Here is a 14,261-nt window from a genome sequence, read left to right on the forward strand (position 1 = left end):
GAAAAGTGAGAAATCTCACAATTAGACAGTTTGTAATCTTTCTAAATAAGATTATAATACTTTATAAATACAGGAAAAATATAAAAACAAAAACCTTATTTTATATCATAAATCTGATCTTTAAAAACTACTTTCTGCACAGACCCTGGGAGTGGTTTTATTATAAAACGATCTACCCTTCTTGAAGAACAATAAGGTTTAACAATAAACCGTAAAATCTTGTCACGGTCTGCCATATCCGAAATCCAGAAGCATACCTTACCACCCGTCTTTACTGATAAAACTTTATTTCTTCCAGAATCATGCAGTAATATTTCTTCTTTCTGATTTTCAACAGCGCAATATCCGGCTCTTACCGTAAAAAACATCAAAACGGCCATTATTAAATTCATTGTGTTTCTGAAATCAAATTTATGAACGGCCGGTCTCAGTAAATAAACAATTATTGAGGCCAGCAACACCTCAACTAAATTTACAGATATATCATCAAAAAAGAATTTATCAACATCTGCAAATTCGTGTATAACTTTTAACAAGATCTGAATAATAAAATCATAGAGAATATTGATTAATTCAAAGTCAAAGCCGATAGCAATGAGGGTTGTCATTAGGAAAGAAAAGACAATAATTACTTCTGAAAAAGGGACAACGATAAAATTAGCGATGATAGAGATAAAAGAAAACTGATGAAAATAATACAGTACGAGCGGGAGCGTTGCCAGCTGAGCAGACAAAGATATTGTAATGGTATTAAATACAAGTTTTTTCAAATAGGTATCCTGTTTCGGAAAATGATCCAGTAACGGCTTATTCAGCCAAAATATTCCTAATACCGCTATAAAACTCAGCTGAAATCCTACCTCAAACAACTGCTGAGTATCCAAAATAAGAATAATAAACGCTGATAATGCCAATGAATGAAGCATATCGGGTTTTCGCTGAAGTAATACGTATATAAAATATACACTGAGCATAATACAGGATCGCAATACTGAATTTCCGAACCCTATAAATCCTGAAAAGAGCCAAATAAACAGCAAACTAAAAATTACGGTATAACTTCTGAATCGTAAAGGAACCAATCGTATCATGAGGAAATAAACCATTCCGAAAATGACAACAATATGAGTCCCGGAAATCGCTAAAAAATGAACAAGCCCGGACTTATTGAAATCCTGTATGGTATCAGCATCCATCTCAGTTCTGTCTGCCAAAATAATTCCTTTTAAAAACTCTCTGGTTGTAGCAGAAATTTTCACCTCATCAATTTTCTTAAGAACTTCAAACCTCTGCTGCCGGATCTTATCTGAAATATTCAAATCATTCCGTCCTGCAGATAAAATTTCTTTTGAAAGATAAATCTGATACTGAATATTTTTTCGCTTCAGATATTTGGAGTAATCAAACTGGAAATCATATTGTGGAGAATAAGGCTTTGTAATGAAAACTTCAGACTTGTAATAGTGGACAAAATCCAGGTCTTTGCTATTCTTGGGAAGATAAAAAACTGATTTAATACTTTTGTTTTCCAGCTGTGCTATACCTTCATATTTCTTATACTTTTCAGTCGAGTTTAATTTTTGAGTAATCATAAAAACAACAACTCTTTTTTCCTTACCGAACGGTTTAAGCTCTGCCGGGTCTGCATTAAAGAAATGAAGAATAATTCCTGCACAAAAGAACAGGGTTCCCAGAATAAGTGCTTTTGTTTTATGCAAAAAATAAGAATGAAAAAGCAATGCAAGTAAAATTACCAGACTAGCGATTATCACAAAATAAACACGACCGTCTTCTAATAAAAATTTATCCTGGAACAATATTCCAAGAATAAAGCATATAACTAAAATAAGTAGAGGCTGTTTATTCAATTCCAATCAATTACCTCACCAAAGTAAGAAATTAATCATCACAGCATCATCTCCCTAATTACCGAAACTATATTGTTTTATTTGTAAAAACGCCAATAGAACGCGTGATTATTTACTCCTAAAAGAAACTTTAGATTTACTTTACTTCTCTTTAAGAAATTTATCCATCAAATGCTTCGTTTCTTTAATATAAAATTCAGGATCTTTACCATAATCTTCATAAGTAAAATCCCCACTTTTTTTAGGAATAGCAGGTTCTATCTGGGTTCCTTCATGCCATTCATTAAATGAAGTGATCCCTATAAATTCCGGTTTAACTTTTATAGCAGCATCGAACATATTTTCATAATACTTACCATTGTCTCTGCTTTTAAAATTAGCCTCATTCCAGGGCCTTATTCTGGTATCTGAATATCCAGGGCCTACGCATGGGATAAAAATGAGATTATGCAGTTTCGCAAAGTCTGCAAGATAATTCCAATTTGAAACGGTACTTCCGAACACAAATCCTTCACTTGCAAAATAAGTATAAAACCCGTCAAAACCGGATGAATCAAAGAAAGCCGAATCATTCTTTTCTACCCATAATCCTATATAAAATGCATCAAGCTCTGTATTTCTAACCGTTTTCTCTCCATCATCAGCTAGCAGTTTCGCCCATTCTTCTTTAGAAATTTTGTAGCTGTCATACACATAATATAACGGTTTACCTGCCTTTTTATAAAAAGCATGATGATGAGAATAAGTCTGTACAAGATAAGAAAGCTGCTCTTTAAGCTCAGTGATATTTTTATAGAATGGTTCTATATGAAATGCTATTTTTAAACCAAAACGATCTGCAATATCCAGATATTGAGCCATGCTTTTATCTGTATAGGAATCTTTCCCTAACCAACTGACCACAACAACTCCTACTCCGGATTCTTTGATCATTTTCATGTGCTTTTCAATGATCTTTGTATCGTTAGAACTATAATTTCCTAAAGCAGGATAGAAATTAGCTCCGATATCATTGCCTCCTTTATAATGACCAAGATCATTCCATTTCGGGTCTTTCCAATGGGGCAGAATATCATGGTTCCAATGGGAGTAACTACCGTCTGTTAAAGGATTACCATACCAGCCATAATAGAATATCTGAATGTTTTCCCTCCCTTTCTTCTGTGCAGAACTGTGTGAGAAAAAAAACGTTAATATGATAGATAATAAGAAACGGTTAAAGTAATTCATGGTAAAAAATCAGTTTATATTCTCAAAGCCGGATTAAACTTTTAAAATCACATCAGCAGCATGCTCACTAGCCCCTTTTCCTCCTAGGTTCTCTCTTAACAGTTTATAATCATTCAGAACCTGGTCTCTTTTTTGGCCTTCTAACACTTTATTAAGTTCTTCTACAAGGTTCTTTGTACTCAAATCAGCCTGGATCAGCTCCTTTACTACCTCTCTATTCATAATCAGATTGACAAGAGAAATATAATTGATATTTTTAACCAGCCTTTTGGCAATGGCGTAAGATACTTTACTTCCTTTGTAGCAAACGACTTCAGGAATATTCAGCAATGCTGTTTCTAAGGTAGCAGTTCCGGAAGTGACAAGTGCAGCCTTTGAACATCTCAACAAATCGTAAGTTTTGTTGGAAACAAAATGGACATTATCATCTACATATTTCTGATAAAACTCTTTGGGCAGGCTTGGCGCTCCGGCAATTACAAACTGATAGTTTTTAAAATACGGCCTTACGGAAAGCATTATTTCAAGCATCTTTTCCACTTCCTGCTTTCTGGAACCTGGTAGAAGGGCAATAATTTCTTTTTCGTTCAGTCCGTTTTCAGACTTAAACTGTTCTGGACTTATTTCCTTCAGATCAGAGATAGCATCTAACAAAGGATGTCCTACAAAATGAGAATGAACACCGTGTTTTCTGTAAAAATCTTCTTCAAACGGAAGAATGACCATCATTTCATCCACATATTTTTTGATGATCTCTACACGCCCTTCTTTCCAGGCCCAAAGTTGTGGAGAGATATAATACACCACTTTAATTCCCAGCTCTTTAGCAAATCTGGCAATCCTTAAATTAAAACCGGGATAATCTACCAGAATAAGAACATCCGGTCTATTGTTCTGAATATCTTCTTTGCAGAATTTTATATTATTCAAAATAGTCCGCAGATTCATCACCACTTCCAGAAATCCCATAAAAGCGAGATCTCTGTAATGTTTCACCAATGTTCCTCCCTGAGCTGTCATTAGGTCTCCACCCCAGAATCTAAATTCGGCAGAGGGATCCTTTTGTTTTAAAGCTTTCATCAAATTGCTTCCATGCAAATCACCTGAAGCTTCTCCTGCAATAATGTAGTATTTCATTTCTTTCGAAATCTTTTATTATTTGTTTGTGTAACCATAGCCGTCTATAATCATAGATAATTCCGAATTATATGAGGTTTCTATGGTAAGGATAGAGAACAAATTAAAATAAATATGATCTTAATTTGTAAATTTGTCCAAAGATAATGATAAAAATGTCAGAAGAATTTGAAATCAGAAATAAAGTTGCCGAAAGCGGCCTTGTGAATTTTGACCTTTCTACCTTGCTTCCAAAAGGGGTAAGAAAGGGGGTGGATCTTAAAGATTTTCTTTTTCAGGAAATGATCCTTAAGGAGAAAGATTTCCGTGAAAAGGTGGAAGCAATCGATACTGAAGAATATAGAGACTCATACATATACATTTACAATTCTGTAGATACAATAATTCCACTTTGGGCATATTTTGTACTGACAGCAAAGCTTACAGACGTTTCTAAAAAAATTGTTTTTGGAAGTCGTGAGGATCTTGAGGTTATTTTGATGCACAATGCTATACAGACTTATGATTTCGGAGATATGAGAGGTAAAAGAGTACTGGTAAAAGGCTGCTCTGATAAGGAAATTCCTGAAAATGCTTATATAGAACTGGTAGAGCAGCTGAAACCTGTTGTAAAATCACTTATGTTCGGAGAAGCATGTTCTAATGTTCCTATTATAAAGAATTAGGAATGAATAAATATCTATCTGTACTATTTTTATTCTTACTATTTTGGGGCATTTATTATATAGGAAGTTTCTCAAGAATCCCATTTGCCGACTGCGTTGGTTTTGTATTGTCTGTGGAAAAAGAAGAATGGGCAACAGTGGCGGATGCAACAAGCCACTTTTTATATGTAAATACAGCAATATTAATTAAACTCCTTACGGGCTTTAATGCTATTGATGCCAGTCGGTTTCTGGTTGTAACTTCAGGAGCCGCAACAGTTACTGTTATTTACCTCATCCTCAAAAGTTTGATTAAAACTGAATGGGTTTCACTAAGTACCGCTATAGTTTTTGGGTTCAGTTTTTCGTTTTGGAGAAATGCTGAGATTATAGAAGTGTATACTTACAATACATTATGGATCAGTCTTTTTTTCTTTTCAATGATAAAAGTATTTTCAGAGGATAAAAAAAAGTATATTATCTGGAGTGCTTTCTTTCTAGGAGTTAGCCTCTGGGTGCATATTCAGAATATTCTTTTAATTCCCGCTTTCTTTATTTTCCTATTTTATTTCAGAAGTGAGAAAAAATATTTTTATCCTTCTTTATTTATTTTTGTAGGATTGTTTTCATTTTTATTTATCCTGAATATCTTACAAGGTCTTTCTGTGAGTTCTGTTTACTCCTCAAGCCAGGGAACTTGGGTGGAAGATTCCTTTAAAAAAACGCCATCACAGTATTTAAGAGATTTTTTTGTATCATTGGCTTATCTCATTTACAACTTTAATATATTTATTTTTTTGGAATTGCAGGAGTTATTTTACTCTTTAAATCCAATAAAAAAATGTTTTACACTTTTTTTGTAGGAGCGGTATGTGTGTATGGTTTTTCAACATTCTATGCTGTTTCAGATAATTATGTTTTCTTCCTTCCTTTCAATATTATCTTTGCACTTGCTATTGGCTACGGTCTGTCTTCCGTAAAATATGCTAGTTTTCGAAAGTTTTCGTGGGTCTGCCTTTTTATTCCCATGGGCTATATTCTTTGTTACACTATAGTAGCTTCTACTGAAAAAGGCAAAGAATTCGATACTTATAAAAAATATAAAGGCGGCCTGGAGTATTACTTACTTCCATGGATGAACAACAACGTTGGAATTCTGGAGTTTACGCTTGATAAAAAAGAAGCTCCTGAACCTATTCACTGGATGACAGTAAGTGCTGTTGAGTATATACAGATTCTAAAAAGTAAAGGATATACAAACGAACAGATTAGAAAACTTTAACAATAATTATGAAGTACAGAGATTTTGTAAGGCATATTTTTTGTTAGCTTTGGGTTACTTAATCCTTAATAAACACAAAAAATGAGTTTAATTGATCTACTAACAGGGAACACAAGCAACCAGGTTGCTGAACAGGCTGAAAACAAATTCGGGATCGGCAGAAACCAGGTAATTGCTCTATTGGCTGTAGCTACCCCTCTGATCATTTCTTATCTTAGAAACAAGTCTCAGGATGCTAAAGAAGCAGAGTCTTTAAATAATGCTTTAGATAAAGATCATAATGGAAGTATCTTAAATGATGCCTCACAGATTGAAACAAGACAAGCCGAAGGAGGTTCTATTCTTGATCATATTTTTGGAGGACAAAAGAGTACGGTAGAAAATCAACTGTCACAAAATACAGGAATTTCCATTGATAAAATTGGTCCTGTCCTAGCGATGCTGGCTCCCGTAGTTATGGGATATATTGGTCAGCAGAAACAAGAAAACAATGTAGGTGCAGGAGGTTTAGGAGGACTTTTAGATGGCATTCTTGGAAATGCCACGAATCAGGCCCAGACTCAGCAATCCAGTCCTTTAAATGACATTTTGGGAAGTGTTTTAGGTAATGGACAATCCCAGTCATCAGGAAATCCTCTGAGTGATATTCTAGGAAATGTACTTGGTGGAAGCGGAAACCAGCAACAACAAAGTGGCGGCTTAGGCAGTATCCTTGGAAATATTTTTGGAAAATAATTAATTTAATTTTTATACAAAAAAGACCAGAGAAATGATCTCCGGTCTTTTTTATTACTTTACTTTTTAGCTTTTTCTTCAGAAGTTACAACAGATTTTGACGCTTTTCTGGGTCTTCTTTTCCCATAGCTTCCGGCGTTGATTTTTCCTCTTCTGGACTTCTTGTCTCCTTTTCCCATAATAATAAGTATTTTGTTGTTATAACGAATTTAAAAAATATGTATTTAAAATCAAAAAATTACCCGTAAAAGTTTCTAAAATATTTTGTTCAAAGTCGAGAACCTCTTCTGTAAAATAATGTACTTAAATTAAAAATATCTATTCTTTTCTCTTTTAAATAAATGGAAATCAAAATTTTAATAGAGAATACTAATGGGATACTGATCCAGGATAAGGAAATACAATAGCATTAGCAGCCCTGGACGGTAATTTTGATAATGTGATAGAAGATATACTTCAAGATACATCATTTATTCCTTGTGCTAATGGATTTCATACTTTTACAATTCGACTTAAAGACAGCCAGGGAAATTGGGGACAGGTCTTTCAAAATATAGTTCATACGGGAAGCCTTCCCGTAACAGGAGCAGAAACTCTTACAAACGGAGAATATTTATGGGATAATGATCCGGGAGGATGATATTTTAAATTTCAACGCAACCGGTAAAATGAATATTTATTCATCCGAAGGAAGGCTGGTACTCTCTAAAGATAATGCAGATGGAAGTAAAGGAATAAATGTATCATCACTTATTAAAGGAAATTACATTTTAACAATATAAAATAAAGAAGGAAGATTCTTTTCTAAATTTATTAAGAAATAATTCCATTCAAAATAAATGATGATGGCTTTTATAAAAAATTTCAATACATCCTATTAGAAAAACTTCCTTCGGAAAGTTTTTTTAGTTTTTGGGATCTTTCATATACACCATCTAAACCTTCACCGTTTTCCATCTCCCTTTTTTAAACAAAATAAAGGCAATTACAGTAATCAATGCTTCAGCTGCAGGAATTGAGATAAACACTCCTTTTGGGCCCATTTCACAATGCTTGGAAAGAAAATAAGCCAAAGGGATCTGAAATAACCAAAATCCAAAAAAGTTTACCCAGGTTGGTGTCCAGGTGTCACCTGCCCCGTTGAATGCATTGATCATCACCATCCCGATTCCATAGAAAATAAAGCCTGTACTCATTATATGAAGTGCATTTTCAGCAAATTCTTTAATTTCAACCTCTTGGGTGAAAAAACTTACCAGGAAATTTCCCATAAAAACAAAGATTAAGCTCACTATCAACATAAAGACCGCATTATACTTCACTGTTTTCATAACAGACTGCTCTGCCCGTCCCATTTCATTAGCCCCCATATTCTGTCCGACCAAAGTAGAGGCAGCATTACTCAATCCCCAGGCCGGAAGTATAAAAAACATCATCAGCCTCAATGCAGTCTGGTAACCAGCTGAAGCATTTTCGCCTCCGGTAGTAGCAACGAGCTCCGCAAGAAAAATCCAGCTGCATGAAGCAATTACAAACTGAAATATTCCCGGAGTAGCTATTTTTATAATAGATTTGATTAAATCATAATGGGGTTTAAAATAATTCAGCTTAATCCGGATCTGTGTATCTGCTATTAAAAGATGATACAGCTGATAGATCACCCCGATACTTCTTCCTATAGTAGTTGCTAATGCTGCTCCGGTAAGCCCTAAAGCAGGAACAGGTCCTAAACCCTTGATCAGGATCGGGCAAAGAATAATATTGGCAATATTCGCTATCCATAAACTTTTCATGGCAATCATTGCATTTCCTGCACCTCTGAAAATACCATTGATTAAAAATAAAAGCATAATAATTGTACTGCTTCCCATCATGATTCTTGTAAAGTCTTTTCCATAAGCAGCAGCTTCGGGTGTTGCCCCCATCAGAATCAGTATTTTTTCAGCATATATTACTCCCAGCAAGCTTAAAATAAGTGTTATAACAAATGAAACCAACACTACCTGTGCAGCACTTCTGGAAGCCTGTTCAGGATTTTTTTCACCAATCCTTCTTGCCACTAAAGCTGTAGCAGCCATACTCATTCCGATCGCAATAGAATACATAATTGAAAGTACAGACTCCGTAAGCCCTACTGTCTGAATAGCAAAACCACTTTCTTTCAAATGCCCCACAAAATAAAGATCAACTAGTGCAAATACAGATTCCATAGCCATCTCCAGCATCATCGGAATAGCTAAAAGCAAAACAGCACTTCTGATATTCACCTTGGTAAAATCTATATCCTCTCCACTGAAAGCTTTTTTCAAAAAATCAACATATTTCATCATTTTACAATCAATAATTTATTTAAACCCAAAAATACAAATCCAATTATTAGTAAAACTTAGCAATTGATAATAAAATTTAATTTAGATTTGTATATTCTTAAAAATTATCCTTATGAAAAAAATAATCTCTACCACCTTTCTATTTGGAGCGTTATTATGTGCCAATATGTTTTCTGCTCAAAAGATGACACAGGAAAAAATGAAAGCCATTTATACTGATGATGTAACACAATTCAAAAAACAATTTACACCAGGAGATTACAACAAATGTTTTACGATAGGTAACGAATCTTTTACACCCCTTGGATTCAGTACATTATCAACAAAAAAAACTATCGTAAAGTTTCTGCTGGACAGTAAAGTGAACATTAATAAAAAATGTCAAAACCAGACTCCTCTTGAAATTGCAGAAAGTTCAAAAAACGTGGAGATCGCGCAATATTTGATTGAAAGAGGAGCAAAAAGAGATTAAAAAATCTTATTACCATACCCAAAAACTTCCATTTCGGAAGTTTTTTTTATTTATAAAACCTGCAAAAATCTTATCTTTGCCAACGAAAAAAATAAGGTTCAGGGCTGAACCTTAAACATTGAACTTTAAACAAATAATTATGTTTCGATCACACACCAACGGAGAGCTTTCTCTGAAAAATCTGAATGAAGAAGTTACACTATCCGGATGGGTACAGACTATCCGTGATAAAGGATTTATGATTTGGGTAGATCTTCGAGATCGATACGGAATTACTCAGCTTGTTTTTGATCAGGACCGTTCTTCAGCACAGCTTATGGAAGAGGCTAAGAAATTAGGACGTGAATTTGTGATTCAGGCTACCGGAAAAGTAATTGAAAGAGTAAGTAAAAATCCAAATATTCCAACTGGAGAAATTGAAATTTTAGTAGAGAAACTAACGATTCTGAATGATTCTCAACTTCCTCCTTTCACCATTGAAGATGAAACGGATGGTGGTGAAGAATTAAGAATGAAATACCGTTATCTGGATATCAGAAGGAACCCGGTAAAGGATAAATTGATCTTCCGTCATAAAATGGCACAGAAAGTAAGAAATTATTTATCTGATGAAGGCTTCATTGAAGTGGAAACTCCTGTTTTGATCAAATCTACTCCGGAAGGGGCAAGGGACTTTGTAGTACCAAGCAGAATGAATCCGGGACAATTCTATGCATTGCCACAGTCTCCACAAACTTTCAAGCAGCTTTTGATGGTAGGTGGAATGGATAAATATTTCCAGATTGTAAAATGTTTCCGTGATGAGGATTTAAGAGCTGACAGACAACCGGAATTTACACAGATTGACTGTGAAATGGCTTTTGTAGAGCAGGAAGATGTCATGAATGTTTTTGAAGGAATGACCAAAACTCTTATTAAGGACATTACAGGTCAGGAATTCGGAGATTTCCCAAGAATGACTTTCGCTGATGCGATGAAAAAATATGGAAATGACAAACCGGACATCCGTTTCGGAATGGAATTCGTAGAGCTTAATGAGCTGGTAAAAGGAAAAGACTTTAAAATATTTGACGATGCTGAATTGGTTGTGGGAATCAATGTAGAAGGATGTGCAGAATATACCAGAAAGCAAATTGATGAGCTTGTAGATTGGGTAAAACGTCCTCAGGTAGGAGCTTCAGGAATGGTTTGGGCAAAATTCCAGAATGACGGAGTGAAGACCTCATCGGTGAATAAATTCTACAACGAAGAAGATCTAGCTAAGATCATTGAAAAATTCGGAGCTAAAGAAGGAGACCTGATGCTGATCCTTTCCGGAAACGAAAACAAAGTAAGAGCTCAGCTTTCTGCATTGAGAATGGAGCTTGGAAATCGTTTAGGATTAAGAAAAGGAGATGTATTTGCACCACTTTGGGTAGTAGACTTTCCATTATTGGAATTTGATGAAGAAAGTGGACGTTATCACGCAATGCACCACCCTTTCACTTCTCCAAAACCTGAAGATATACACTTATTAGAAACTGATCCCGGAAAGGCAAGAGCCAATGCTTATGATATGGTTCTTAACGGAAATGAAATTGGAGGAGGATCTATCAGAATTTTCAATAAAGAGCTACAGTCTAAAATGTTTGACCTGTTAGGATTCACAAGAGAGGAAGCTGAAGCTCAGTTTGGATTCTTAATGAATGCCTTCAAATACGGAGCTCCTCCACACGGTGGTTTAGCATTCGGATTTGACCGTTTGGTAGCAATCCTTGATGGAAATGAGGTAATCAGAGATTATATTGCATTCCCTAAGAACAATTCAGGGCGAGATGTAATGATCGATGCACCTGCTTCTATTGCTAATGCACAGCTCGATGAACTAGAATTAAAGTTAGATTTAAAAGCATAAATTTAAAGCGGGGCAGTTGCCCCGCTTTTTTTATTACCTTAACCAGCGATGAGAATTTAATTTCACTTAAAACAAAAACAATGAATTTTAATAAATTAACTCCTGAATTACTGGTAAGCGATATCAATCAATCTAACCTATTTTATATACAGTATCTTGGCTTTACCCTAGAATATGAACGAAAGGAAGACCAATTTATGCTGATTTCTTATGAAGGATCTCAATTTATGCTCGAACAAGACCATTCTGAAGCATGGATTACAGAGGTACCTGTTTTCCCAAGGGGAAGAGGTGTTAATTTTCAGATTGAAGTAAGCAGTTTAAGTACTATTATAGCAAAAATTAAAGAATACAATCTTACCTATTTCAAAGAACCAAAAGAACAATGGTATAGAATAAATGATCAGGAAGAAGGAGTCAAAGAATTATTAATTCAAGATCAGGACGGATACCTCTTAAGATTTCAGGAATACCTGGGTGAACGAGATTATAAAGGATAAATCTGATCTTAAGCTTTAAAAAACGAAAAAAACAAAATACAAAGCGGAAAATAACTCCCGCTTTGTATTTTGATATAAACTTATTTCATTTTCAGCATCTGCTCTCTTCCAGCCCCTATGGAAAGATAAGTAACCGGAACTTCCAGCTCCGTTTCCAGAAATGATAAAAACTCTTTTAATTCTGAAGGCAATTCAGAACTGCTTTTCATATTGGCAAAATCTGCATTCCAGCCCTGCATCCATTTAAGAACGGGTTTCGCATTTTCCGGAAGTACCCCGGAAACGGTTTGTAATGTACCATCTTCAAGCTCATAATGAGTACAAATAGCAACAGATTTCAGTCCGCTTAAAACATCAGATTTTGTTAATACCAACTGAGTTACCCCATTGATCATCACCGCGTATTTCAAAGCAGGCAAATCTAACCATCCCGTTCTTCTTGGACGTCCGGTGTTAGAACCAAATTCCCTTCCCTTCGTTCTTATCTCATCACCTTGTTCATTAAAAAGTTCTGTTGGAAATACTCCGTTCCCTACTCTTGTACAATATACCTTAGCAATCCCATATATTTCTTCGATTTTTTTTGGTGAAATCCCCAATCCACTGCTGGCTCCCGATGCCGTTGTGGAAGAAGATGTAACATAAGGATAGGTACCATGATCAATATCCAGCATTGCGGCCTGAGAACCCTCCGCCAATATCTTTTTCCCTTCAGACAAAGCTTTATTCAAATAGATCTCGGTTTCTGTACAATTGAATATTTTCAGAAAATCTACTGCTTCAAAAAACTCATTGTTTATTTCCTCCAGAGAAGGTAGAATCATATTCCCCTCTGCAAGCATTTTGTAATCTCTTTCTACAATATGCTGAACTTTACTTTTGAAATCCGGAGAATATATATCTCCCATTCTTACGTTCTGTCTTAAAATTTTGTTTGAATAAGCTTGTGCAATACCATTTTTAGTGGTTCCAATCGTTGTATAGTCAGGGTCATCTTCCATGAAAATATCCAGAAGCTTGTGGGTAGGCAAAACCAAATGGGCTTTTCGGGAAATAATAATATTTTCTTCAGGGCGAACAGTTTCGTCAAATGCTTTAAGATTCAAAATCTCTTTTTTAAAACTTACAGGATCCAAAACAGTTCCCGTTCCAATTACATTCTGAACTTCCTTCATGAAGATTCCTGAAGGAACCATTTTAAGCGTAATTCTTCTACCGTTTCGCTCTATACTGTGTCCAGCATTAGATCCTCCGTTAAAGCGAGCTGTAATGTCATAATTTTCACTGATAAGGTCAATAAACTTTCCTTTCCCTTCATCTCCCCATTGCAGTCCTAATACGATATCCATATATTTAAATTTTATGCTGCAAAGCTATGAAGGTTTGAAAGTGAGGCCATTGCCATTTGGCAAAAAGGAAGTGCTTTTTGTAAAATGTATTATGTAAAAGTATTAATGAAAGATAAAGAATTTTAAACATCACAAAATAAACTATAAACATCGTCCAAACACTCTTACCTCTCCCTATACTATATTCCTTCTGATACGGCTTAATGATGAGGGGGTAACTCCAAGATAAGAAGCCAGCATAGATTGCGGAACTCTATTGGCTAATCCCGGATAGTGGTTTAAAAAATGGAGATAGCGGGATTTTGCATCCTGATTAAGCATGATGCTTGCTACTTTCAATTTATTCTCTACAACGAATGCATGAATTCTGGCAAATAAAACCGGCCATATTTTAATTTCTTTCTCTAATACCTTAAAATGGTCAAGATCAATCACAAGGACTACTGCATCTGTAATTGCTTCGATATATTCATGAGCCGGAAGCTGATCAGTAAACCCTTGAAAATCGCCAATAAACCGACCTTCATAGATGAAATAACGGGTAAAATCATCCCCATCTTTATTGTAATATAGGGAACGAAATACACCTTCTTTTACAAAAGCAATCGTTTGGCTTACCTTTCCCGCTTCTATAAAAGGATCTCCTTTCTGCACTTTAATTTTCTGAATTCCCTGTGCAATCAAAAGTTCGTCCTGTTCGTTCAGGATTCCAAATTTTTTAATGTAGTTAAAAAGCTCTTCCATGTTTTGTTTTATCCACAGAGTGCGGAAAGATAAAGGTATAAAAGTGGTTTGTAAAAACAATTGTCATTTGGTAAAA

General features: G+C 35.1%; 16 protein-coding genes. 9 read left to right on the forward strand and 7 right to left on the reverse strand.

What is annotated here, in order from left to right:
* Positions 1-95 precede the first annotated feature (95 nt).
* From LF887_RS21075 to lpxB, 3 genes are all read right to left on the reverse strand, one after another.
* Positions 96-1,874, reverse strand: coding sequence for a ComEC/Rec2 family competence protein (locus tag LF887_RS21075; RefSeq protein ID WP_410680447.1), 1,779 nt, complete (start codon positions 1,872-1,874; stop codon positions 96-98).
* 135 nt (positions 1,875-2,009) lie between these two features.
* Positions 2,010-3,098, reverse strand: a complete 1,089-nt coding sequence (locus LF887_RS21080; RefSeq protein ID WP_236856228.1) for a glycoside hydrolase family 99 protein — start codon at positions 3,096-3,098, stop codon at positions 2,010-2,012.
* Positions 3,099-3,131: 33 nt separating this feature from the next.
* Positions 3,132-4,235, reverse strand: coding sequence for a lipid-A-disaccharide synthase (gene lpxB / locus LF887_RS21085; RefSeq protein WP_236856229.1), 1,104 nt, complete (start codon positions 4,233-4,235; stop codon positions 3,132-3,134).
* A gap of 155 nt (positions 4,236-4,390) precedes the next feature.
* Here lpxB and LF887_RS21090 point away from each other — a divergent pair, with 155 nt between their 5' ends.
* From LF887_RS21090 to LF887_RS21105, 4 genes are all read left to right on the forward strand, one after another.
* Positions 4,391-4,900: a DUF2480 family protein gene (locus tag LF887_RS21090; protein WP_236856230.1), complete on the forward strand. Its 510-nt coding sequence runs from the start codon at positions 4,391-4,393 to the stop codon at positions 4,898-4,900.
* Between the two features lie 2 nt (positions 4,901-4,902).
* A complete protein-coding gene (locus tag LF887_RS21095) occupies positions 4,903-5,742 on the forward strand; it encodes a protein O-mannosyl-transferase family (RefSeq protein ID WP_236856231.1) in 840 nt (279 codons plus the stop codon).
* The gene (locus LF887_RS21100) at positions 5,721-6,161 is read left to right on the forward strand and encodes a hypothetical protein (RefSeq protein WP_236856232.1); all 441 of its coding nucleotides are present in this window, start codon (positions 5,721-5,723) and stop codon (positions 6,159-6,161) included. Before LF887_RS21095 ends, LF887_RS21100 begins: the two co-directional genes overlap by 22 nt.
* An 81-nt stretch (positions 6,162-6,242) precedes the next feature.
* Positions 6,243-6,896, forward strand: coding sequence for a DUF937 domain-containing protein (locus LF887_RS21105; RefSeq protein ID WP_236856233.1), 654 nt, complete (start codon positions 6,243-6,245; stop codon positions 6,894-6,896).
* A gap of 59 nt (positions 6,897-6,955) precedes the next feature.
* On the opposite strand, the gene LF887_RS21110 is transcribed toward LF887_RS21105, so the two are convergent.
* Positions 6,956-7,075, reverse strand: coding sequence for a 30S ribosomal protein THX (locus LF887_RS21110; RefSeq protein ID WP_236856234.1), 120 nt, complete (start codon positions 7,073-7,075; stop codon positions 6,956-6,958).
* 260 nt (positions 7,076-7,335) lie between these two features.
* Here LF887_RS21110 and LF887_RS21115 point away from each other — a divergent pair, with 260 nt between their 5' ends.
* Positions 7,336-7,536, forward strand: a complete 201-nt coding sequence (locus tag LF887_RS21115) for a hypothetical protein (protein ID WP_236856235.1) — start codon at positions 7,336-7,338, stop codon at positions 7,534-7,536.
* On the forward strand, positions 7,520-7,678 hold the full coding sequence (locus LF887_RS24475) for a T9SS type A sorting domain-containing protein (protein WP_410680451.1): 159 nt from the start codon (positions 7,520-7,522) through the stop codon (positions 7,676-7,678). The genes LF887_RS21115 and LF887_RS24475 overlap by 17 nt, the downstream gene beginning before the upstream one ends.
* A 153-nt stretch (positions 7,679-7,831) precedes the next feature.
* On the opposite strand, the gene LF887_RS21120 is transcribed toward LF887_RS24475, so the two are convergent.
* Positions 7,832-9,226: an MATE family efflux transporter gene (locus LF887_RS21120; RefSeq protein ID WP_236856236.1), complete on the reverse strand. Its 1,395-nt coding sequence runs from the start codon at positions 9,224-9,226 to the stop codon at positions 7,832-7,834.
* Between the two features lie 112 nt (positions 9,227-9,338).
* Here LF887_RS21120 and LF887_RS21125 point away from each other — a divergent pair, with 112 nt between their 5' ends.
* The 3 genes from LF887_RS21125 (at position 9,339) to LF887_RS21135 (ending at position 12,092) form a co-directional block, all read left to right on the forward strand.
* Positions 9,339-9,698, forward strand: coding sequence for an ankyrin repeat domain-containing protein (locus LF887_RS21125; protein ID WP_236856237.1), 360 nt, complete (start codon positions 9,339-9,341; stop codon positions 9,696-9,698).
* Between the two features lie 139 nt (positions 9,699-9,837).
* Complete coding sequence (gene aspS / locus LF887_RS21130; protein ID WP_236856238.1) at positions 9,838-11,592, forward strand: aspartate--tRNA ligase; 1,755 nt, start codon at positions 9,838-9,840, stop codon at positions 11,590-11,592.
* An 80-nt stretch (positions 11,593-11,672) separates the two neighbouring features.
* A complete protein-coding gene (locus tag LF887_RS21135; RefSeq protein ID WP_236856239.1) occupies positions 11,673-12,092 on the forward strand; it encodes a bleomycin resistance protein in 420 nt (139 codons plus the stop codon).
* Positions 12,093-12,172: 80 nt separating this feature from the next.
* On the opposite strand, the gene LF887_RS21140 is transcribed toward LF887_RS21135, so the two are convergent.
* Both LF887_RS21140 and LF887_RS21145 read right to left on the reverse strand, forming a co-directional pair.
* Complete coding sequence (locus LF887_RS21140; RefSeq protein WP_236856240.1) at positions 12,173-13,441, reverse strand: adenylosuccinate synthase; 1,269 nt, start codon at positions 13,439-13,441, stop codon at positions 12,173-12,175.
* Between the two features lie 174 nt (positions 13,442-13,615).
* Entirely contained in the window at positions 13,616-14,185 is a 570-nt protein-coding gene (locus LF887_RS21145) for a Crp/Fnr family transcriptional regulator (RefSeq protein WP_236856241.1), read from the reverse strand.
* Positions 14,186-14,261 lie beyond the last annotated feature (76 nt).

The organism is Chryseobacterium sp. MEBOG06 (genome assembly GCF_021869765.1).
Taxonomy (GTDB): Bacteria; Bacteroidota; Bacteroidia; order Flavobacteriales; family Weeksellaceae; genus Chryseobacterium.

Bases quoted from the DNA above. Each gene is read 5' to 3' on its own strand.
- LF887_RS21080 (WP_236856228.1), bottom strand. From the start codon at position 3,098: ATGAATTACTTTAACCGTTTCTTATTATCTATCATATTAACGTTTTTT.
- lpxB (WP_236856229.1), bottom strand. From the start codon at position 4,235: ATGAAATACTACATTATTGCAGGAGAAGCTTCAGGTGATTTGCATGGA.
- LF887_RS21090 (WP_236856230.1), top strand. From the start codon at position 4,391: ATGTCAGAAGAATTTGAAATCAGAAATAAAGTTGCCGAAAGCGGCCTT.
- LF887_RS21095 (WP_236856231.1), top strand. From the start codon at position 4,903: ATGAATAAATATCTATCTGTACTATTTTTATTCTTACTATTTTGGGGC.
- LF887_RS21100 (WP_236856232.1), top strand. From the start codon at position 5,721: ATGTTTTACACTTTTTTTGTAGGAGCGGTATGTGTGTATGGTTTTTCA.
- LF887_RS21105 (WP_236856233.1), top strand. From the start codon at position 6,243: ATGAGTTTAATTGATCTACTAACAGGGAACACAAGCAACCAGGTTGCT.
- LF887_RS21110 (WP_236856234.1), bottom strand. From the start codon at position 7,075: ATGGGAAAAGGAGACAAGAAGTCCAGAAGAGGAAAAATCAACGCCGGA.
- LF887_RS24475 (WP_410680451.1), top strand. From the start codon at position 7,520: ATGATCCGGGAGGATGATATTTTAAATTTCAACGCAACCGGTAAAATG.
- LF887_RS21120 (WP_236856236.1), bottom strand. From the start codon at position 9,226: ATGATGAAATATGTTGATTTTTTGAAAAAAGCTTTCAGTGGAGAGGAT.
- LF887_RS21125 (WP_236856237.1), top strand. From the start codon at position 9,339: ATGAAAAAAATAATCTCTACCACCTTTCTATTTGGAGCGTTATTATGT.
- aspS (WP_236856238.1), top strand. From the start codon at position 9,838: ATGTTTCGATCACACACCAACGGAGAGCTTTCTCTGAAAAATCTGAAT.
- LF887_RS21135 (WP_236856239.1), top strand. From the start codon at position 11,673: ATGAATTTTAATAAATTAACTCCTGAATTACTGGTAAGCGATATCAAT.
- LF887_RS21140 (WP_236856240.1), bottom strand. From the start codon at position 13,441: ATGGATATCGTATTAGGACTGCAATGGGGAGATGAAGGGAAAGGAAAG.
- LF887_RS21145 (WP_236856241.1), bottom strand. From the start codon at position 14,185: ATGGAAGAGCTTTTTAACTACATTAAAAAATTTGGAATCCTGAACGAA.